Annotated in this window: 21 protein-coding genes; 15 read left to right on the top strand and 6 right to left on the bottom strand. The window is 38.1% G+C overall.

Annotated features, from left to right (window positions below):
* Positions 1-91: 91 nt before the first annotated feature.
* The 8 genes from DRW42_RS28560 (at position 92) to pepE (ending at position 8,330) form a co-directional block, all read left to right on the top strand.
* Positions 92-946: a hypothetical protein gene (locus DRW42_RS28560; protein ID WP_147243674.1), complete on the top strand. Its 855-nt coding sequence runs from the start codon at positions 92-94 to the stop codon at positions 944-946.
* Positions 943-2,190 (top strand): XrtY-associated glycosyltransferase XYAG1, encoded by a 1,248-nt coding sequence (locus DRW42_RS06035; protein WP_113947930.1) that lies wholly within the window; start codon positions 943-945, stop codon positions 2,188-2,190. The genes DRW42_RS28560 and DRW42_RS06035 overlap by 4 nt, the downstream gene beginning before the upstream one ends.
* Positions 2,180-3,067, top strand: coding sequence for a glycosyltransferase family 2 protein (locus DRW42_RS06030; protein ID WP_113947929.1), 888 nt, complete (start codon positions 2,180-2,182; stop codon positions 3,065-3,067). The genes DRW42_RS06035 and DRW42_RS06030 overlap by 11 nt, the downstream gene beginning before the upstream one ends.
* Positions 3,039-3,668, top strand: a complete 630-nt coding sequence (xrtY, locus tag DRW42_RS06025) for an exosortase Y (RefSeq protein ID WP_113947928.1) — start codon at positions 3,039-3,041, stop codon at positions 3,666-3,668. The genes DRW42_RS06030 and xrtY overlap by 29 nt, the downstream gene beginning before the upstream one ends.
* Positions 3,669-3,675: 7 nt before the next feature.
* Positions 3,676-5,400: a carbamoyltransferase family protein gene (locus tag DRW42_RS06020; protein ID WP_113947927.1), complete on the top strand. Its 1,725-nt coding sequence runs from the start codon at positions 3,676-3,678 to the stop codon at positions 5,398-5,400.
* Between the two features lie 119 nt (positions 5,401-5,519).
* Positions 5,520-6,749, top strand: coding sequence for a helix-turn-helix domain-containing protein (locus tag DRW42_RS06015; protein ID WP_113947926.1), 1,230 nt, complete (start codon positions 5,520-5,522; stop codon positions 6,747-6,749).
* Between the two features lie 197 nt (positions 6,750-6,946).
* On the top strand, positions 6,947-7,537 hold the full coding sequence (locus DRW42_RS06010; RefSeq protein WP_113947925.1) for a Crp/Fnr family transcriptional regulator: 591 nt from the start codon (positions 6,947-6,949) through the stop codon (positions 7,535-7,537).
* A gap of 97 nt (positions 7,538-7,634) precedes the next feature.
* Positions 7,635-8,330, top strand: a complete 696-nt coding sequence (pepE, locus tag DRW42_RS06005; protein WP_113947924.1) for a dipeptidase PepE — start codon at positions 7,635-7,637, stop codon at positions 8,328-8,330.
* Between the two features lie 8 nt (positions 8,331-8,338).
* Here the strand turns inward: pepE and DRW42_RS06000 are convergent, their stop codons facing one another.
* On the bottom strand, positions 8,339-9,238 hold the full coding sequence (locus DRW42_RS06000) for a glycerophosphodiester phosphodiesterase family protein (RefSeq protein WP_113947923.1): 900 nt from the start codon (positions 9,236-9,238) through the stop codon (positions 8,339-8,341).
* Positions 9,239-9,517: 279 nt separating this feature from the next.
* Between DRW42_RS06000 and DRW42_RS05995 the strand changes: the two genes are divergently transcribed.
* The 4 genes from DRW42_RS05995 to DRW42_RS05980 all read left to right on the top strand — a co-directional run bounded on the left by DRW42_RS05995 (position 9,518) and on the right by DRW42_RS05980 (position 12,338).
* Complete coding sequence (locus DRW42_RS05995; protein WP_113947922.1) at positions 9,518-10,117, top strand: GIN domain-containing protein; 600 nt, start codon at positions 9,518-9,520, stop codon at positions 10,115-10,117.
* A gap of 122 nt (positions 10,118-10,239) precedes the next feature.
* Positions 10,240-10,962, top strand: coding sequence for a hypothetical protein (locus tag DRW42_RS05990; protein WP_113947921.1), 723 nt, complete (start codon positions 10,240-10,242; stop codon positions 10,960-10,962).
* Positions 10,963-10,973: 11 nt separating this feature from the next.
* On the top strand, positions 10,974-11,513 hold the full coding sequence (locus tag DRW42_RS05985; protein WP_113947920.1) for a hypothetical protein: 540 nt from the start codon (positions 10,974-10,976) through the stop codon (positions 11,511-11,513).
* 231 nt (positions 11,514-11,744) lie between these two features.
* A complete protein-coding gene (locus tag DRW42_RS05980; RefSeq protein WP_147243673.1) occupies positions 11,745-12,338 on the top strand; it encodes a GIN domain-containing protein in 594 nt (197 codons plus the stop codon).
* 73 nt (positions 12,339-12,411) lie between these two features.
* Here the strand turns inward: DRW42_RS05980 and DRW42_RS05975 are convergent, their stop codons facing one another.
* Positions 12,412-13,080, bottom strand: a complete 669-nt coding sequence (locus DRW42_RS05975) for a hypothetical protein (RefSeq protein WP_113947918.1) — start codon at positions 13,078-13,080, stop codon at positions 12,412-12,414.
* 993 nt (positions 13,081-14,073) lie between these two features.
* On the opposite strand from DRW42_RS05975, the gene DRW42_RS05965 reads away from it, so the two are divergent.
* On the top strand, positions 14,074-14,712 hold the full coding sequence (locus DRW42_RS05965) for a hypothetical protein (protein ID WP_113947916.1): 639 nt from the start codon (positions 14,074-14,076) through the stop codon (positions 14,710-14,712).
* Positions 14,713-14,765: 53 nt separating this feature from the next.
* Here the strand turns inward: DRW42_RS05965 and DRW42_RS05960 are convergent, their stop codons facing one another.
* Positions 14,766-16,184, bottom strand: a complete 1,419-nt coding sequence (locus DRW42_RS05960; protein ID WP_113947915.1) for an SDR family oxidoreductase — start codon at positions 16,182-16,184, stop codon at positions 14,766-14,768.
* A gap of 79 nt (positions 16,185-16,263) precedes the next feature.
* The gene (locus DRW42_RS05955) at positions 16,264-17,046 is read right to left on the bottom strand and encodes a hypothetical protein (RefSeq protein WP_113947914.1); all 783 of its coding nucleotides are present in this window, start codon (positions 17,044-17,046) and stop codon (positions 16,264-16,266) included.
* Positions 17,047-17,600: 554 nt separating this feature from the next.
* Between DRW42_RS05955 and DRW42_RS05945 the strand changes: the two genes are divergently transcribed.
* The gene (locus DRW42_RS05945) at positions 17,601-19,961 is read left to right on the top strand and encodes a mechanosensitive ion channel family protein (protein ID WP_113947912.1); all 2,361 of its coding nucleotides are present in this window, start codon (positions 17,601-17,603) and stop codon (positions 19,959-19,961) included.
* Positions 19,962-19,980: 19 nt separating this feature from the next.
* Here the strand turns inward: DRW42_RS05945 and DRW42_RS05940 are convergent, their stop codons facing one another.
* Positions 19,981-20,727, bottom strand: a complete 747-nt coding sequence (locus DRW42_RS05940) for a polysaccharide deacetylase family protein (protein WP_244215207.1) — start codon at positions 20,725-20,727, stop codon at positions 19,981-19,983.
* Between the two features lie 277 nt (positions 20,728-21,004).
* Positions 21,005-21,313 (bottom strand): hypothetical protein, encoded by a 309-nt coding sequence (locus DRW42_RS05935; protein WP_113947910.1) that lies wholly within the window; start codon positions 21,311-21,313, stop codon positions 21,005-21,007.
* A gap of 91 nt (positions 21,314-21,404) precedes the next feature.
* On the opposite strand from DRW42_RS05935, the gene DRW42_RS05930 reads away from it, so the two are divergent.
* Positions 21,405-22,229: an MOSC domain-containing protein gene (locus tag DRW42_RS05930; RefSeq protein WP_113947909.1), complete on the top strand. Its 825-nt coding sequence runs from the start codon at positions 21,405-21,407 to the stop codon at positions 22,227-22,229.

Genomic DNA, 22,229 nt, shown 5'->3' with positions numbered 1-22,229 from the left:
GTCGCACTTAATACCTGGTTTACAACAGGTTTTCATTAAAGTCCAAGATTTAAAATGGGTAATTTTCTTTTTCTTTTTTACATTTTATTTTGTGTTTGATGAAAATAGAAAATTATTTTATGTAATATTAGTTGGCGAGATCATCTTTAGCCTCACGGGTTATTTCAGCTCATTTAAAGATTTTTTTATCGTTGCCATCGTGCTGTATCTGTTTGTTAAAAAATCGTATACTTATCTTAACTATATTTCTTTTGCCGCAATAATTGCTCTTCTATTCAATCTGATGATTATCTGGCAATATGTAAAGCCCGAGTACCGGAAATATTTATCGGGAGGTGAAAATGAGCAGGTTGTAAGGGTTTCTAAAACTGAGGCATTAGAAAAGCTATACGATTTAACTGCCCAAACAGAGAATTTAAAATATCAGGATGGTGTTACCAATCTTTTAGACCGCCTATCCTATATCGATATTTTTTCGGCAACAATATCTTATGTGCCTTTAAACAGGCCGCATGAACATGGAAGACTGTGGTTTGATGCAGTAAAGAGAGTGTTTATGCCAAGAATTTTATTTCCGGACAAAGCAGCGATAGACGATACAGAGAAAACAATAACTTATTCGGGAATTGGTTTTGCCGGATCAAGTTCAGGCACTTCTGTTAGTTTGGGTTACGTTACAGAGAGTTACGTCGATTTTGGTTTTCCCGGGATGTTGGTCCCACTTTGTCTATGGGGAATATTAATAGGACTGATCTATCGATACATCACATCCAATACTTATAACAGGATATGGGGTTTTGCCTTTGTTGTACCATTTATTTTTCAGATAAACCTATTTGAAACTGCACTAGATAAATTGGTAGGAAGTTTTATAGCTTTCTTTTTAATTTACCTCCTTTTAAACAAGTATATAATTGAAAGGTTAGATAATTACCTGAAAAATTGAAAATCCTCCACATTACACCTTCTTACAAACCTGCTTATATCTATGGCGGGCCGATTCAATCAGTTGGAAAATTATGTGAAGCATTGGCAGTTACCGGAAAGCAAAAGATTGCTGAAACTAAATATTCGGCGGATGGGACTTTTGGCGATAATGCGAACGAGAATATAAATATAGCCGTTCTAACTACTACAGCCAATGGTAAAACCGAACTAAACGTACCTATAGGAAAGCCCGTATTGGTTGAAGGGGTTTCGGTAACCTATTTTAGAAGATGGACAAAAGATCACAGTCATTTTTCTCCTGCATTGTTGTTGCAATTAAGAAAAGAAATTATTAGTTCTAAAAACAATCAACACCTGATTATCCATATTCATGCCTGGTGGAATCTTGTTTCTATACTGGTCTGTTTAATTGCAAAATGGTACAATGTACCTATTGTACTCTCACCAAGGGGTATGTTATCAACTTATAGTCAACATAATCGGAGTTCATTTGCCAAAAAATGGATGCACCGGCTTATCGGCAAAAGTCTATTAAGGTATTGTTATATCCATGCCACAAGTGAGCAGGAAAAATCGGAAGCAATTGAAATAGCCATGTCTAAGGGAGCCGTAGTAATCCCAAACTTACTTAGCTCTAATAACGAACACTTTAATATAGACCAGATAAAAAAAAAACAGGATGACAACTCCCGATTTGAGATAATTTTTCTTTCCCGTATTGAGCAGAAAAAAGGATTGGAACTGTTGTTTCAGGCTTTATTTTCTATTGATGTTCCGTGGCACTTAACAATTGCCGGTTCGGGAGAACAGGATTATGTGGGATGTTTGAAACAAAAAGCAAAAGGTTTAATGCTCGCTGATCGGATTACATGGAACGGGCAGGTAAGGGATAACGATAAATTCCAATTGATGGCCAGGCATGATTTATTTGTTCTGACATCATACAATGAGAATTTTGCCAATGTAGTAATCGAAAGTTTGGATATTGGTACCCCTGTATTAATTTCAAATGAGGTTGGACTAGCAGATTATGTTGCCGATAAAGATTTTGGTTGGGTATGTAGATTAACCGTCGAAGATATCAAAGCTAAAATCTTATTGGCTTTTAACGATAACGAAAAGAGGGCAAGGATTAGGGTCAACGCCCCTGATCTTATTAAACAGGATTTTAGTGATGCGTTATTGGTAGAAAGGTATCTGCAGTTGTATAAGGAAGTGGCATTGAACCGTTATGAATCCTAATTTCAGTTTTATAATTCTAACCTTTAACGAAGAAATTCATCTGACACGGCTTTTGGATTCCATTAAGCAACTTAGTGCGCCAACTTTTATATTAGATAGTGGCAGTACCGATAAAACTTTAGTTATTGCAGCTGCATATAATGCCCAGGTACAACATCATCCATTCGAAAACCATCCCAAACAATGGGATTTTGCGCTAAAAAATTTCAAAATCAATACCCCATGGATTATTGGCTTGGATGCAGACCAAATGGTAACACCCGAACTTTTCGCTAAACTCTCTGATTTTAAAAACGAGGAATATTCAGATGTAAACGGGATCTATTTCAACCGTAAAAATATTTTCCAGGGAAAATGGATCCGTTATGGGGGCTATTATCCCATGTATCAGCTCAAAATGTTCAGAAAGGGAATCGGTTTTTCTGACCTTAACGAAAATATGGATCATCGCTTTATTGTAAGTGGTAATACCCAAATATGGAAGGATGGCCATATTATTGAAGAAAATCTTAAAGAAAATGATTTAAGTTTTTGGTATGCAAAACATCAAAAGTACAGTGAGCTGGTAGCAAAAGAAGAATTTGAACGATTAATGGGACTGCGAACATCAGCACTTCATCCTACCCTACTCGGAAATCCCGACGAACGTAAAGCCTGGTTAAAAAAATTATGGTGGCAACTTCCCTTATACATTCGCCCGTATTTATATTTTACCTATAGAATGCTGTTCCAACTGGGTATATTTGAAGGAAAAAATGGCATCAAGTTTCATTATATGCAGGGCCTATGGTTCAGGTTGCAGGTAGATAAGAAATTAAACATATTAAAAAAAAGAAATAAAGTTCCGTATGAGCGAAATCAGTCAAAAAGAAGCTAAGAAACAAGCAGACAAAAAAGCAATCAAATTTATTGTTGCGCTATTTGTCTTATATATCCTGTTTAGTCAGGGTAATGTGTTTATGAACAGTGTAATGAGTGAAGGCGGAAAGTACCACAATGCCTATATTGCACAGCACTTCGATTATATACAAGGCTTAAAAACAGCATTGATTAAACCAGCAGTCTGGATTATTAAGTTATTTGGGTTCTACGCCATCCACAATGAAATGGATGTAATGGTGGTTAACGGTCCATATCTGCGCATAAACTACTCCTGCCTTGGCTTAGGCGTAATGAGCTTTTTAGCTGCGTTCGTACTTGCATTTCCGGCACCATGGAAATCTACCTTCAAAATGCTTGTAATCGGATTGGTTACCATTTATGTTCTCAATATCTGCAGAATTGCAGGATTAGGTCTGCTCTTCGGCTTTTTCCAAAGCCAGAGAAATTACTTCGAATACCATCACGAGATCTTTAACGTGATTGTTTACATCATCATTTTCATTATGCTGTATATCTGGATTAAGCGCAATACCAGAATGCCTAAAAAAACAAATGCCGATCAGGATACTACGGCAACAAATAACCCTCAAGCATAAAATCCACATGTATATTTTAGGGCTTAATGCCTATCATGGCGATTCATCTGCCTGTATTTATAAAGATGGTGAAATTATTGCCGCATCAGAAGAAGAGCGTTTCCGGAGGATAAAACATTGGGCAGGATTTCCCTCAAAAGCTATCGAATTTTGTTTAACTGAAGCAGGTATCACCATAAATGAGGTCGATTATATTGCTGTATCCCGCGATCCAAAAGCTAATTTTTCAAAAAAGGTTCTCACCGCATTAAAAAACCGCTTGAGCTTAAAAAATATGATCAACCGGGCGCAGAATCTTAAAAAGGCAAATAGTATTGAGTCCGAAATTTACAAACATTTTCACCTCCTGCAAGGAACGCTGAAAGCCAGTATAGTTCAGGTAGAACATCACAGAAGCCATTTGGCAAGTGCATTTTTTGCATCACCTTTCGAAGAAGCTGCAATTTTATCAATTGACGGTTTTGGTGATTTTAGCAGTACCATGCTGGCCATCGGAAAAGCGAATCAGATTAAGGTATTGGATACTGTGTCTTATCCGCATTCTCTAGGGGTTTTCTATACCACTTTAACACAATTTTTGGGTTTCCCACATTATGGCGATGAGTATAAGGTTATGGGCCTGGCTCCTTATGGTAAGCCCCTTTATGTTGATTTGATCCATAAATTGATCTTACTAAAAGATAACGGACTTTTTGAGCTCGACCTTAAATATTTCAACCATCCTAAAAATGGTGTAAATATGGCTTGGGAGAATGGTATTCCTGGTATGGATAATCTTTATACCGAAAACCTAACCACACTTTTAGGAAATCCGAGACAGCAGCATGAAGAATTGTCCCAGTATCACAAAGATTTAGCAGCATCAGTGCAACAGGTTACCGAAGAGGTTATTTTCCACCTTCTTAATCATTTACAACAAAAAACCGGATTACAGCATATCTGCATAGCGGGCGGTGTAGCTCAAAATTCGGTTGCAAACGGAAAAATAAAACTCAATACATCCTTTAAGCATATTTATATTCCTCCAGCCGGACATGATGCCGGCACTGCAATTGGGGCCGCATTATGGGTGTGGAACCAGCTCGAAAATAAACCCCGTACCCCTCCTATGTTTCATGGTTATCTGGGCAGTAAATTCGATAATGCTTATATTGAGAATTTGCTAAAGGAAAAAAATATCCATTATTTAAAGCCTGAACAAAAAGACTTTTTTAACGAAGTAACCAACTGTTTAATTAATGAAGGTGTGGTTGGGTGGTTTCAGGGAAGGGCCGAATTCGGTCCGAGGGCACTAGGCCACCGCTCCATATTAGCTGATCCAAGAAATACAAAAGCAAAAGAGCTGTTAAATACCAAAATTAAAAGACGCGAATCTTTCCGCCCTTTTGCCCCCTCTATCCTATCAGAATTTGTAAAAGAATATTTTGAACAGGTTGATGATGTACCCTTCATGGAAAAAGTTTTTAAAATTAAAGCCGAAAAACGGGATGAGATCCCGGCCGTTACACATTTAGACGGTACCGGCAGGCTCCAAACTGTACATCAGCATACCGACGAAAAATATTATCAGCTCATAAAATCCTTTCGAGATAAAACAGGTACCCCAATTTTGCTCAACACTTCATTTAACGAAAATGAACCCATAGTAAATACACCGGAAGAAGCATTGGATTGTTTTTTGAGAACAAAAATGGATATGCTGGTAATGGAAGATATTATCATTAAAAAATAAAAAAGAATCATCTTACCTACGATTGTTTATTAACAAATTTCACCATTATTTCTAAATCGATTGATTTAAACCAGATCATGAGATTTAACCAATAAAAACGCTTATCCCGAAGTTAATATATGCAATTTGTAAATTTCCTGTCCGGCACTACCTGTTTTTTCCTGCTCTTAATTTCCCTCCATTTATTTTTTGCAAAAAATGGGAACAGGACACAGAATATACTTTTATCGCTCCTATTATTTGCCCGCTTTGGGCAGGTACTTAATTCACTGTTTATTACCACCGGCCGGGCAGAGCCGCTTTCGATATTCTTCCAGCTCTTTACGCCTCTTTATTTTGCTGCCCCTGCATGTTTTTATCTTTACATTACCGGTTTTGTATATGAGCGAACAACAATTAAAAAAAGGGATTTTCTTCATTTCATCCCGGCGGTGCTGGCCATTATACACATTATTCCATGGCCAGGCCTGGCACCTATCGATTGGAACGTGATTGTTAAAGAGCTACATGCAGAAGGTTACCTTTCTTTACAAGCCCAAAGCGGATTATTCCCTTCGTATATCCATTCTTTATTAAGGCCTGTACTCACTATATTTTATCTGGGTTTAACCTGGTTTGCCGTTATTAAATCGAGGGTTTTAAGAAAACAGAATTCAAACCATACCGCACAGTATTGGGCTGTCTTTTTACTAAAAGTTGCGACCTTTTTCCAGCTTCTGGGTCTTTTGCCAATCATATTGAGAAATATAAATCTCCCTATCGAAAATTCTATCTTTGTAGTGATCAACTGTGCAGCCTTGTTACTCATCTTATTGTATGCACTTCATAAACCAAGCCTATTTTACGGCTTCCTTTTAGTAGCTATCGATTGGAGCAAAAATGAATGGAAAGAAAAGCTGGCAACAGATCATCAACCAACGCCCAACGACTTCGACCTGCTGGAGATAATAAAAATTCCGAAACAGCTTTCAGCAACTTCTAAAAAAATAAATCTTTCCGAAGAACAAATCGGGCTGTACATTAACCTGATTAAAAAGGAAATGGCTGATGAACTTCTCTACCTCAATCAGGACCTCCAAATTATAGATGTGGCAATGCGGATCAACATTCCTGTACACCAATGTTCATTTGTAATCAACAACCATATTGGTAAAAATTTCCGCGACTGGATAAACAGTTACCGGATAGCACATTTTTTAAAACAATATCCCATCCTTGCTGATAAAATAACCATTGAAGCAATTGCACAGGAAGCCGGTTTCAAGAATCATGCAACTTTTTACAACGCTTTTAAAAAGGAAAAAGGCATAATGCCAACAGCATACTTCTCGCAAATATTGAAGTCCTAAGGCCTGTTCAGCCTATATTTGATCTAACGATTGAATCATTAGAGACAAATTACCCCATCTCTTTCCTGTTCTTTTGAGATAGACAATACTTTTGGTTAGGCATTTTCATTAGTCACACGCCGGCTTGAAAATGACCTGATTTTTTATACGCTATCCCAAATAATTTAATGACAACAGGTTCAGACAATCGTCTTCTTATGAAGCCATTTTTCAACAATTTGGAAAAACTTCATCCCCTATCGGAAGAATTTATTACTTATTATGAGCAAAATTGCCAGGTTGTTACGGTACGAAAGCACAAACATATCCTTTCGCCCATCGACTCGAACAATGCCATGTACTTTTTAATTAAGGGGGTGGTAAGGGGTTTTATAAAAGACAGGAAAAAAGATATCAGTACCTGGTTTGGTTTCGAAAACCAGATCATAGAAGCCATCCGCCATCCCGGGCAGCAATCTAACCATTCTGTAGAATACCTGCAGGCACTCGAAGATTGTTATCTGGTGCGCATCCCCTATTCACTTACCGATACCCTATCTTTTAATTATCCGGAGTGGGATGTAATTGCCAGAAAAATATTGGAAATGCAATATTTTATGGCCTCAGAAAGATCTATTATCGCGAGGATACCTACTGCATTAGGCAGATACCTTAGACTCGAAAACACCATTTTTGATATAGAACGGGTACCCCAGCGTTACCTGGCCAGTTATCTGGGCATGCGCCTCGAAACCCTGAGCAGAATAAGAAACAGGGCAACTGATCAGGAAATAAAAATGCTGGCTTAATTATTAAATTTATTTGGTAAACAGGGTAATCCAAATTCTTTCTGTTTTCTACCTTTGCAGGAACAAGCTTTTAAAGCCGGATTAAAAAAATACCAAAATGAATGTTATACTGGCCTCTACTTCTACCCTTTTTGGCGGAAATTACCTTGAATACCTAACAAAAGAATTAACTGAACTTTTTAAAGGGACAGAAGAAATTATTTTTATACCTTTTGCAAGGCCGGGAGGCATTTCGCATGAGGAATATACTGCAAAAGCCAAAGATTTTTTCTCCGGCCTTAATATTAAGATAAAAGGTTTGCACGAATTTGCCAATCCTGTTGAAGCCGTACATGCAGCAAAAGGCTTTTTTACCGGTGGTGGTAATACTTTTTTGTTGGTAAAAACATTGCACGAACTTGGATTGATGGGTGTTTTGAGCGAAAATATCAAAAAAGGTAAAGCTTATCTGGGCTGTAGCGCAGGCAGCAACATCGGCGGTATCAATATGAAAACCACCAATGATATGCCAATTGTTTATCCTTCGTCTTTCGACTGTATGGGCCTGGTTCCATTTAATCTTAATCCTCATTACCTCGATCCAAATCCAGATTTGAAACACAATGGTGAGACAAGGGAAACAAGGATAAAAGAGTTTTTAACGCAGAACGATATAAAAGTAGTTGGCTTGCGCGAAGGAAACTGGATCAGGATAAGGGGCAATAAAATTACTACAGAGGGAACTGAAGAAACAAGGATTTTTGAACCTGGGAAAGCACCCTACGAATTAAAGCCTGGTGCTTCATTGGTTTAAGCATCGATTTATTTATGCAATCCCCTACTCCTTAAGTAAATCAACAGATCTGTCGGGCGGTCGGTTTGCAGGATCACCGGGTGATAATTAATCAGCCAGCCCCAGCTTTCTTCCTTTTCATTTTTTTCTACCGCACGGTCGTCGTCGTGGCCGCCATTTAGCGATGGCCACAAACTGTTTAACCAGATTAATGGTTTTCCATTCATTGCTTTTACCACTTTTAAATTAGTCAAGGTATCAGTGTCAAAAATAGGCTGTACAATGGCTTTCTTATTGGCGGCATAACCATTGATGATGCTCTGCATATCTTTATTTTTAACATTCACCACCACCATTAAATAAGCATCCTGTGGTATTGTATTTTTGGCCTTCAATTCTTCGTAAGGCATATCATCGCCAACATTCACAATCGCCTGATCGGTGGTAGAAGTTTCGCGCAGCACCTTAAATACCAGATCGAGGTGGTCATTCCCCTTATCTACATTGATCAGGATCTTTCCTTTAGCCGCCAGCATCATCTCACGCATTGTTGGGATTTGGTTTTCTGTAACACGGCCCAAACCGTTCCTTAACCTGAACTTTTTAAGTTCTGCCAAAGTATAATCTCCCACCTTTCCTTTTGCATTTGTGGTACGATCAATGGTATTATCGTGCATCACCACCATCTGGCTATCCTTACTCATTTTCACATCAAGCTCCATAATATCAAATCCCTTGCTGATGCTATTGTAAAGTGCCTGCAACGAATTTTCGGGCGAATTTCTCCAATCACCACGGTGTGCAGCAACCAAAATCTGCCTGTTCTTATCCTGAAAAATAGTTTTAAGCTTTTCAGCAGGACTCTGTGCCAACGAAACAAGTGAATTGATAAGGAGCGATAAAAAGAGTGCAGTGCGGATAATTTTCATACGAATAAGGATAATGGGATTTACGCGCAAAAGTATTAACAGCTGATTAAGCTATTATTCCATTAATGTTAATTCTTGTGTTACTGCAGCCATAAATTTTTCAACTAAGGAATTTTAATTAAAAAATGAACTGTTTTTCGCCCGATTTTAAAACCCGTTCGTCGAGAATTTCACAGCGTTGGTATAATACGGGCAAAACCGCTGAAACGTTTCCCGAATGGCTGCGTCTCATTATCAAACAATCACAAATTATTAATTAAAAATATAAATAAAAACATTATGAAAACTTTATTCTCAACCTCAGCAAAATCATTAATGGCAGCTTTAGTTTTAAGCGCTTCAATCTTCAGTTCAAATGTAATGGCTGGCGAAAAACAACCGGTTAAAATGTCGGCACCAAAAAACTTCGATAAAGTAGTGGTAAACGGAAATGTAGAAGTAACCCTGATCCAGAGTGGTACCGAAAGTGTAAGTTATACAGATGATAATACTGGTAATGTAAAAGTAATACAAGACGGATCGGCACTAAAAATTACCTCAACCAACAACAGTCCTGCAAAAATTACAGTTTATGTAAAAAATATCTACAGGGTACAGGCTGCTGATGATGCAGTTGTAAAAACAGAAGGAAAACTGAATGTAAAATATCTTCAGGTATTTTTAACCGGAAATGCTGTTGCAAAAATCAACTCTAAAACCGAAAGTTTATATACCGTGATGGAAGGTAATGCCGATTTAAAATTGAGCGGTGCCACACAAAACCATAACCTTGTAATGGGAAGTACCCCAAAACTGAACCTTGATAAATTCGCTGCTTCAAAAACAGAAATGAGATCACCGGTTGCAAGCAGCCTTCAAACTGCTGCTTTATCTAAATAACAATTACTCCATCATATTTTTAAAAGCGGCACCTGGTTGTCGCTTTTTTTGTAACCTGATTTTTCGGTTTCAAAACATATATTTACAGATCATCCGGAAAAATAAATTATAGCGATCAACCAATGAAAAATATCTGGAAAATCTTATTTGTATTCACCTGTATTTCATGCCATTCTAATACACAAAAGAAGAACAAACCTGTAGTTTCCGATACAGTGAAGAGAGAAGCTGAAGTAAAAAAGACAGCCGATCACCAAACACCACACCAAGAAATTATGGAATTTGTAGGCTATATTGATGATGGCGATTATTTTCTGCTAACAGCGCGCAGGAAAAATGAAACATTATCTTTTATTAATGACGATAACGAGGATAGAAACCTGTTAAGAGGCGATATTATTGAAGTAACCTGGAAAACTGATACCATTTATGTAGCAGGCGATGGAGATACCCCACAGCAAGCAGAAAAGATTGTATCGGTTAAAAAACTAAAAGACGGTAATGTTTCAAAATTCAGGAAAAACTATAATGAAGCCTTAAAGTATCACTGGCCGCAAGAAGAGGATTATTCAAAATCCTATCTGGATAAACTTTACACTCTGGTAGAATATTACATAGCCAATTCGAAAAACGAACAGTTACAATTGCTTGTTAAAAATCGTGATGAAATAAATTATTCTATCGAAAAACAAATAAGGGCTGATAAGGAATATATGCTTATTGGAATTGCCGGAACGGAAGAACACCGCCTTAACACTGTACAGTGGTTATACTTCGACAACGAACTGGATAAACTTTATGAATATGATTTACCCAACGATAGTTTAGTTGAGTTTGACCGTTAAAACCTAACATTATGACTATTTATTTCCTCTTTTGTATTTTCGCTATATTGCTGCTTGCAAATTTTTTAATTTTCAGGAATAAATCTTTAAAAGTTAAAATTATTGGTACCGTTGGGCTGTTAGCCGGAATAGTTGTTCTTTTTATTGCAATAGCCGCCGTGCTTTATCTTACTTCAACCGACCCCAGAGAAAGAAATGCTGAAGAAGCTGCACGTTACAAGTGGTTATACGTGAAAAATCTTGCCCAAACCAGCCGTAAAATAATTATTTCTTATACATGCAAAAAGGAAAATAAAATTCAAAAGGTAAGTGATACCTTAAATTTAACTACAGGACCATACCATTCCTCACAACACATGTTACCTGTTGAGGTGGGCGATAGCACCTATTTCCCAAATAATTTTAAAATCCAAGTTAAAGATTCGTTAAATAAATTTGTAGCATCATACAATAAAGAGGAATTCCTGAAAAACGCCAAATCAGACGACTCTACTTATAGACCAAAAAATAAAATGACGATGAATTTTTACGTCCTAGAAATTAATCCTTAATACACCTTCTAAAATATTACTCTTCTCATTACCTCCTTCTGGCCTCTAAGCTAACCATTAAAATCTTCTAAAAAATAATTTCATCTTTTCGACTATTTATATCGGCCGTTCGTCGAGGATTTCGCTGTGTTGGTATAATAGCCTGTTTTATGGTGCAACGTTTTGCGTGTGCCTGCGTCTTATCTACAAAAACAGGAACAAAATATTATAAAACATATAAATAACAGCATTATGAAAACCTCAATCAAAACCCTTACAAAATCGCTTTTAGCAGCAATCATTTTAACATCATCTATCTTCTCAACAAGCGTAATGGCTGATGAAAAACAACCAACAAAAGTTTCGGCGCCAAATAATTTCAGTAAAGTTGTGGTAAGCGGGAATGTAGAAGTAACATTAGTTCAGCGCCAGAAAGAAGGTGTAAGTTATGATAACGACAATACAGGAAAAGTAAAAGTAATCCAGGATGGCCATGCTTTAAAAATTTCTTCGGATAGTAAAGAAGCAGCAAAAATTACAGTTTATGTAAAAAACATTTACAGAGTACAGGCATCTGAAAATGCAATCGTAAAAACAGAAGGTAAATTGGATACCAAATATCTTCAGGTGTTTTTATCAGAAAACGCAGTAGCCGAAATCAATTCAAATACAGAAAGCTTATATACCGTAATTGAAGGTAACTCTGACCTCAAACTGAAAGGTGCAACACAAAACCACATTTTAGTAATGGGCAAAACACAAAAATTAAATTTAGACCGTTTTGCAGCTTTAAAAACTGAGATGAATACGCCACAATCGCTTCAAGTTGCAGCATTGTCAAAATAAGCCATCACAACATATATATAAAAGGCGGTAAAATATAATTTGCCGCCTTTTTCTTTTTAAATCTTTTCGAGGTTTAGTTAAATATCTGTGCCTCCCGGTAGTCATGTTCAATACGTTCGAGTTTGCCGGCATTAAAATGCAGTTTTACCGTTGAGGTTCCGCTAACACTCGAGCTTACGAAATCAGAAAATACAAATTGCCAGTCATTGTAATTGTTCAGATCGGGATCGTAAGGTTTATTTAATGGTTTATCAGAAAGTACAAATCCATAACTACTATATGCCGGCAGCTGGTGGATTTTTAACAACTTTGCTCCTATTGCGCTAACCGGGTCATCTACCTTGATGGCCGTATCATCGGCCGCTCCGTCAGGCCATTTAGTAACTCCCGAGGTAAGTCCTCCACCCACTGTAATTTCTTTTACTTTATCGCCGTTAAAAAGAAATACTGCACGGTCTAATGTTCCGGTACTGCTGTAAATGGTAAGTGCATAGTAAAACTGGATAATCTCAGCAGGTTTTTCAGGAGAAGTATAAGGCCTGCGGCCATAAATGCCCAGTGATCGAAAATCGAGCGTTGGACCGGCTTTCTGCAATTGGGCATATACCTCAGCCTGTGTACTGCCTATTTTAATCCCCCATTTCTCACCGGTAGTGATTGTTTCCGAATAATCTCCCTGTTTTTCTTTTTTACATGCTGATATCACAATCAGCAATAACATTATCGGTAATAATTTTTTCATTGATCTGGTTAGGATATTGGTTTTAGCATTAAAACGTATTATACGCTCCGGGCGCTACAGTTTCAAATAAATTTAACCGGTTTCTAATAGTGACAGTGTAAATTAACAGAAATAAAAACGCCAAAACTTTCATTTTTCGTTAAAATTAAACAAGATGACGACCAAAAAGAAATTGTACAAAAACCAGTTACTATTAGCAACTCGTTTTTTTTATGATTTTATTTATAGCTACTCATTTTATCATTTCTGATCAATCATTTCAGCTACACAAATAGCTAAAGCTTTAACTAATAGCGCATAAAATAGTTATCTATTGGCATCACACCGACCAAAATTCTAATTGATTTTTATTTGTCCCTCGGCACAGTCTTGCCTCGGCTCGCCGCCGCCGAAGGGCTCCTTCTTTTTGGCGTCAAAAAGAACCAAAAAACGCCGGCTGAAAATTTTTCTTTGGAAGCCAGTAAGTTGGCTTGGTCGGTGGAGCCCAAAAAATTTATTAGGCCGGAATTAAGGAGAACGGAGATACTGTACTAAAGCCTGGCTGGGCGGAAATACACAAATCTATATACCTCTTCTAAATTGGATTTACCAAGTCAATATCTTTTAGGTTAGCCAAATTTTTCCCATCTCTGATGGCTCAATTTCCTGACATTTTACATTTGATTAGCCATTAGTGGATTGGTACCAGTTGCAAATCAAGCGATCCGCTTATCTCTCCGCTTGCCCTCATACTTATCTGCGGACTGATCAGCTCTACTTTATTATCTCGAATTTACACCAACAATATACGAATTGATCCCTTTGGCTATTGAGCCTGCGGAGAAGATTTAAATATCCTGATAAAACTTTAATAGGCCGCTTGCATACATTGATCAGAACCGGTAATGAAGCAGAGAAATTTTCTAAAAAGGATATTAGCAGCAGGATGTTTCCATTAAAAATCAAAACCAATACCCTTTACCCATGTTATAACTGTATATCAAAATTTTAACCATGATGAATTTATTCAATTCAAATGCCATTTTACTAGCTGCAACGGTATTGTTTACCAACCCTGGTAACCAGGTAAAAACGAAAACAGCATACGATACTAAAATCATTTTCCAGGCTAATGATGCTGCAACACTCAATGAGCTCAATGCACTCTGCAGCAAACAGCTCAGGGCAGCAAGTCTTGCGGCAAAACAAGGCAACAGCACAAAAGAGTGGGGAAACAGGATATCGGTAACCTTAAGTGGTTTTAGCGATGAACTAAAAGTTCTCGCTAAGAAGAAATCGATACAATTGGCAGGTACGCTTCCCGAAGGTGGTCAGCGACCTGATGGACGTGTTGATTCTAGCCCTGAAAATATGAGAGACACTTCTAGGCTCAGCAATGCTGGAGGAGAGGCAGGAAATAGCGGCATGGTAAAAACAACACCTAAAGGCATAAACGATGGGGCAAGTAATGCGTTGGTAGAAAGTCTGGCAAAACTTAAAGGAAATACTTTCGACATAACGTACCGTAACTTGCTAATCAGTGACCGTCCGATAGCAGAAAAATTATTGAGCAGGGCTTCGGCCTCTAAGGACAGTGAAATATCAGCCTTTGCCAAAAAGTATTTAGGTAAGTTAAGATCAACTAAAATTTAATAAACTTCTTGAATGGGGGAAGTACGTCAAAAAGATGCTTTCTAACGCACTGCCTACTTCACGATCTTACTCAGCATGCCCTTGAAAATAAAGACATGAAAAGGTAACATGCCATACCAGTAAAGCCTTCCACTAATACCGAGAGGCCTGAAAGTTGCAATCTGGTGGGCAACGTTATATTCGTCGATCCTGAATTCGAGCCAGGCTTCGCCAGGCAATTTCATCTCTGCATACAATAGTAGTCGTTTCTCCTTTTTATCCGCGTAAAGCACACGCCAAAAGTCCAGGGCTTCGCCTGCAGAAGTATCATCGGTATTTTTCCTTCCCCTGCGAAGTCCAACGCCACCAAATAACCGGTCTAAAAATCCTCTGAACGACCATAACCAATCGGCGTAATACCATCCGTTACGGCCACCTATGGCAAAAATACGCTGTAATGCTTTTTCAGCATCAACAGCTTCCATCTGCTGTTTATCTGTAAATACGCCAAATTTGGGCACCTTGATATGCCGTTGAAGCCCATCCCGAAAAATTCTTCCACCTGTGGCATCATCCCAGCGGGAAAGCACCAGGTTTTGTTCAATCTTTTCAAAAGCCAGTTCGATGGATTTTTTATAAGGCAAAAGCTTAACCGATAGCCTGGAGGTCAGGTCATTCTGCTTCGGTATGACATCAATTTTCATACTCTCGACCAGGTTTTTTGCTAAAGTATAAGACGTTGAGGTTACAAAATAAAGCCAGTATGAAGAGAGTTTTGGCGTGAATACCGGAACAATAATAATCCTGCGTTTCAATTTCCTAACCTGCGCAAAGCCCATCAGCATTTCTTTGTAACTTAAAAGATCAGGTCCGTAAATATCATAATGTTTGTTATAGGTATATTCCTTTCCCACCACCCCTGAAAGAAACTCAACCACATTCCGTATACCAATGGGCTGACATTTAGTTTCCAGCCATTTGGGCGCAATCATAACGGGAAGTTTTTCAACCAGATCTCGGATGATTTCAAAAGAAGCGCTACCTGAACCGATAATGATACCCGCGCGCAGGGCAGTAAGAGGTATCTGTCCTTTTGCAAGTTCTTCTTCCACAACTTTACGACTGGAAAGGTGCCGGCTGAGTTTTTCCACGTTGGTGATACCCCCAAGATAAATTAATTGCCTGGCCGCAGTAGCATTTAGATAATGAATGAAATTCTGTGCAGATTGTTTTTCCTGCTGGCTAAAATCGCCGCTTAAATCAAGAGAATGTACGAGGTAATAGGCAATATCAATATCCTTAGGTAATGCTTCGAGGCTACCCGGCTCCAATAAATCTGCCTGAACAACCTTAACCTGTCCTTCAGGATATTTTTTGACGTTTAGTCTGCCAATGTCCCTTACGCTACAGATCACTTCATGGCCAGCTTCGACTAAAACAGGCAACAGACGTTTTCCGATATAACCTGTTGCACCGGTAAGCAATATTTTCATACCTAAACAACACGCGAGCCGGTAGGATTGTTGTGAATAATAAAAAACACACTATTCGTGCTAAATTCCGGTTCAGATCTTATTCGGAAAAAACCGTTACTGGGTCGATATCCTTAAAGAGATAATGTTTATTTAGAGGTAATTTAGCATGGCTTAAGGTGGAAGGCATATCCTCTTTCATGGTATTTACTTCCTCAACCGTTATTTTATGGTTTAAAATATCGTATTCGGCTCTGGTTTGCCCGCCCGCTCCCTGATTGTAGGTTTCCATATTAACAAGTTCGAGTTCATTGTTTATAAAACGGTATCTGGTGTCGCGATTGCCAACAGGTCCGATCGAATAGGTTGATATCACTAAGGTTCTGTTTTGATCGATGCTGATATCTTCGTTATCATACTGAGGAAAATCGCCATTAATATAGGCTGCACCAATAGCCTCCCACGAAGTGGCGTGTAAGCGGTAGCCACCACCAGGCTCCTTCAACAAAACTAAGGTTGGCCGTTTAGCTGTACTGTCTGTTTTATGCTGTAAAACCAGGACTGCATCTTCCAGGTCGTCGCTATCCAGCAAGCCTTTTGCTTCGAGGGCGATTTTATAGGTTTGGGGTACAAAATCTTCCACTTTATTTCCATTGGTTGGAAAATCGATGATAACTTCTTTTTTCTCCTCGTCTGTTGAACTAACGGGAACTAAAATTGGTTCTCCCACAGTAGCTGCCTGCTGAACAGTATCTGTTACAATGCTATCGGCCAATTGAGCATCTGTTTTACCACCAAACCAATGTAATTTGTAAGCCAATACCCAGGCAAGTAAAAAAACAAGTGATATTGCACCTAGAATAATTTTGGTCTGCTTTTTCATAGTTTGCTCAATTCCGTTTATTCAATAATAAATTTATTTTTTCAGAAGTTCAAATAGGGCTGTATTGATGTACAATGTTTCCTTCCAGATTTTAAGGACAATATCTATATTTTCTTTACATGACAAATTAATCACGTGAAAATTATTACATGAGAAAGCTATCATATCATCTATTTTGGGAGAATTATTTTCCTTATTATTTGTTTTTTGTTTGATATTGATTTTATGAGGCCACTCATCGTATATTTTGCTCAAAAGTAGTAGCATAAATAATTGCTAAAAACAATGCTTTAATAAGGGATTAGGAATTTATTCATCGGTTTAACTTATTTATAAAGCAATGTATTTGGTTACGCTTTTGTGTTAAACAGCAAATACGGTTAGATGTTGATTTAAATGATCTAATTTTCCTTTAAGCTTATTATACTTTCTAATTCAACCAAAAAACAACTTTCAGGCACGATAATGGCTATTGCCTGTGATTATAAAATCAATTCTAATCGTTATTTTTGGCAAGCTCTTCCATTAAGGTTCATATCATACTATTCATATCAATGATTATCAGAAAATTTTTTCCCTTAAACCCCGCATCTTCAATATTATTTCTATTTGTTTTGCTTTTTACGGGCAATGCTTTTGCGCAGAAAAATAACCAGGCAGGTAAGGGGCAGGATGTGTCTATATTATCAGATTCTGCAACGTTAACCAAAGGCGATTATCTGGCGCATCTGGAGAAAGTTTTCGAAACGGTAAATAAAGTGCCGGTTACGGTAGCTTCTTTTAAGAAACTTAAACCTATAGCAGCACATTTAACTCAGGATGAAGCAGCCTTAGCCTTGCTTAAAAGCAGGTTAACACAAAGCGACAGGGCGATGAACCTGCAGAACCTGCAGATGGATCAAACTTTACTGGAAGAACTGCGCAGTAATAACAAAGATTGTTTAGCCGATCTGGATGAGTATGAAAAAGAACTTCGCGCATTAAAAACCGAAATCCTCAACCTGCGGAAAGATACCGTATTGATTAAGTTGTTTACTTCTCCTGCTGTACGCAGCATGTTTAAAGAACAATTTGCCGAGTTGGGTAAAAAACGCGTGGTGATGGATAGCCTGCTTAAAGGTACTACTTTAGCCATCAATAATTTTCAGGCCAGAACTTCTGCCAACCTGATCAACATTAAAGAACTGATGTACCTTACCGATAACCAGCTCGATGCGGTTAGCATTAAAGCTTTTGGCAAAGAACGCCGCTATCTGTGGGAATCGGTAAATAAACCGGCCAATAAAAGTGTAGGTTTTAGACGATTTATTAAAGGCGAACAGGAAATATCAGGCTACTATTTTGTATACACCAGAAGCAGCCGCTTGCTGTTGCTTTTTACCTGCGCCATATTTTTCTTTTGGGTATTTTTCAATTTCAGGAGTGTAAAACAACGCGACCGTTTAGAAAGCCTCGACGGTTTTTCGCTCATCAATCCGCAGCCCTACCTCATTACTTTTATTACCCTTTTTACGCTGGCACCGATTTTCGACCTGCGGGCACCTGCGCTTTATATAGAGGCCGTACAGGTGATCCTGGCCATACTGCTTACCGTATTTTTCCGCAAGAAACTCGGTAAAAGGTTATTTTATTACTGGTGCGTTTTTGTGGTGCTGCTATTAGCACCCGTTTTCCTGCGCCTTTTGGGCATGCCGCCAAGATACCAGCGCTGGCTTTTGCTTTTTTTAACGGTAAGTTCGGTAGCTTATGGGGTTATGGTGTGGAAAATGCTCGATGAGAAAGCAAAACGATATAAAATGATTGTTACTACCGGCTTTATTTATACTGTATTTGCCATTATTGCTACTTTTTGTAATTTATTTGGCCGGTTTACACTCACACAGATTTTTTATTCAACCGGGGTGAGTTCTTTATTAAATGCCATATCACTTACCATTTTGGCCAAAGTATTGGTAGAGGCTTTTTTACTGCAGATGAAAAGCAGCAGGATTAGAAAGGGCTTCCCTGAATATTTCGACTGGCAGCCGGTAATTGCCGGACTAAAAAGACTCACAGGTATTGGTACCACCATTATCTGGTTCGTGATATTTACCACCAACCTGAATATTTTTAACGGACTTTATGAATCGGTGATGGAAATCCTGACCGAAAAAAGGATTATCGGCAGTTTTACTTTCACTTTTGGCGGTGTGGTGTTATTTCTTGGCATTATCTGGATTGCCAACTTCCTGCAGAAATACATTGCCTATTTCTTTGGTGATACGGGCGATGATAGTTTCGACGATAATAAAGGCGAGCGTTCTAAATTACTGGTTACACGTTTAGTATTGCTGATTGGCGGTTTTTTGATCGCGGTTGCCGCATCGGGATTACCAATAGATAAGATTACCGTAATCCTGGGTGCTTTGGGTGTGGGTATTGGATTGGGTTTACAGAATATTGTGAGCAATTTTGTTTCGGGTATTATCCTCATTTTCGATAAAACCATCCGAATCGGCGACATTGTTGAACTGAGTGATAAAAAAGGAAGGGTAAAAGAAATTGGTGTGCGTGCCAGCACCTTGCTAAGCGATGAAGGTGCAGAAATCATTATCCCAAATGGTGCAATTTTATCCAATAACATTATCAACTGGACACTGAGCAATAACCAGATGCGGGTGAATATTTCCTTATCCATTGCCAAACCTTTTAACACTACTGAAGTAATAAATCTGATCAGAGAGGTGATTGCAGAAAATAATAATGTATTTATCAGCAAAGAACCTGTAATTATGATCAGTCCGGTGAGTAAGCTGAGCAGTAAAATCAATATTTATTTCTGGTGTAAGGATATTTCTAAAGCAGATTTAACACGTAGCATGATCAACGCACAGATTTTTGAAGTATTTGAGCATAAAGGGATTGAAATCTTATAATCCGGGAATTTATAAGTAATTATTTAAAACTTTTATGGATACTGTGATACAGGTTTTTTGCCGTATAATTTCCCGGATCTATAATTCTCCTGATGGTATATAAGGGGTATTTGGCACTTCTTTTTGTAGAAAGAATAAATGCAGCCCTTATGCCCATCTCTTTAAGTTTTAGTAAAATATTTTCACTATAAATTCCGTAGGGATAAGCCAGGTATTTAACTTCCTTTCCAGTAATTTCCTTCAATTTTTTTGCCGATCTGATAACCTGTATTCTTAAAGCGCTGTCGGATAAATTAGCCAGATTAAGGTGCTGAAAGGTATGATTGGCGATAATGTGTCCCTGATCAGAAAGATTCCTGATGTGTTTTTTCTTTAACATCCGTCTCCCACCAATTGCATCTGTGGTAACAAAAAATACGCCTTTAAAACCATACTTTTTTAGCAAAGGGGCAGCAATGGTAAATTGCTCCCTATAGCCATCGTCAAAGCTGATCATAACAGGCTTTTCGGGTAATTTTCGATCTAAAGTAAGGTAATCGTAGAGTTCATCCGGTAGTATTGAATGGTAACCACTATCGGAAAGCATTTTAAGGTGTTTTTCGAATTTGGACATAGAAATAATGTCGTTACGGTCTCGCTTAGAATCTTTCCGTCTCCAATTTCTGATGTGGTGATAACAGAGTACGGGTACCTCTTTTTTGGCAATGATTTCTGAGGCTGAAAAGCTTTTCGCAACGATTGGTTTAAGCGTTATCTTTTGGGGCAATGGCCTGGGCGCACGATTACAGCTAACCGTAATGACACTTAAAAATAGCAATACTTTTCTTAAAATACAGGTCAAAGGAGCGTATAGATATATTGGTAAATGATATACCTAACGAAATTAAGACGATGCCAAGCGGAAAACGATAGGGTATCGACAGATATATCTTTACACACCATGAATGGCCAAAAACTATAGATAAAGCAATTTTGGCCAACAGAAAATATAGAGGAATTATCAGCTATGGAATATTTTATTGAAACTAAAAAAAGCGATCTGCTCAGATAAAACAGATCATCGAAATGATTACCAGAAGCAATAAAAACAGTATTACAAAAGAAACTTTCCTATCCTTCTTAAAATAACGCCAGATCTGTTCGAAAATAATGGCCAAAACCCAGATGATGATGATCGCTGCTCCCAGAATGATGTAACCTACCGGCCCCATCGTATGCCTGTGTTCGTTGCCAACGCAATGTGCATGTGGGTTATAGGTAAACTTCATTAGCAGGTATACCCCAAATAAAGGTATCACCAATAAAGCCATGCGTTCAATTATCTGCCGGGTTAAAGTTTTTTTAGCGTTCATTTGTTAGGGAGCAAATATGTATTTAGATAAATACCTAAGGTAATTCATTCCATTAACAGATAAATTAAAAATGTGTTTTTATCTTTAAGCCATGAATAAATTTTTCCTTTCCGGGCTGTTTATCTATCCCATTAAATCGTTAGGTGGCATCAGTCTCAATCAGGCTACACTTGAAGAAAAAGGCCTGCAGTTCGACCGGAGATGGATGCTTGTGGATGAAGAAGGAACATTTATTACCCAGCGCAAATATTTCGAACTGGCGATGCTTGCCGTTAATATTGTGGAGGGCAGGCTGGTGATATCGCATAAAACGCAACCCGATCAAAACATATCTTTTTTATTGGATGAAGATAACGGAAAAAGTTTTCCGGTTGTGATCTGGAATGATACCGCTACAGCCGTTGAAGTTAACGAAACGGTAAGCAAATGGTTTTCCGATTTTCTGAAATTTAAAGTGAGATTGGTAAAAATGCCTGTCGCCGAAAAAAGAATGGTCGATCCGCGGTATGCATCCAATGATGAAGTGGTAAGTTTTGCAGATGGTTATCCATGTTTGCTGATTGGTCAATCTGCACTCGACGGACTTAACGAAAAACTTAAAAATCCGGTTAAAATGGACCGTTTCCGCCCGAATTTTGTTTTTACCGGTGGTATACCTCATATTGAGGATAGCTTTAAAACTTTTTACATCGGCGAAACCCTGTTTTTGGCAGTAAAACCCTGTGCAAGATGTGTATTGATCACTATCGATCAGCAAACCGGCGAAAAAGGACAGGAACCTTTAAGAACCCTGGCCGGTTACCGTACTGTGGGAAAGAAAATCTTGTTCGGGCAAAACCTTTTGCACCAACATTTGGGAACCATTTGTGTTGGTAATGAGTTAAGGGTTGTGGAATGGAAAATGGAAGTAATGTAA

The organism is Pedobacter miscanthi, from assembly GCF_003315595.1.
GTDB classification, from domain to species: domain Bacteria; phylum Bacteroidota; class Bacteroidia; order Sphingobacteriales; family Sphingobacteriaceae; genus Pedobacter; species Pedobacter miscanthi.
Note: the sequence above shows the minus strand (reverse complement) of the source record. Positions and strands in the feature narration are given on the sequence as shown.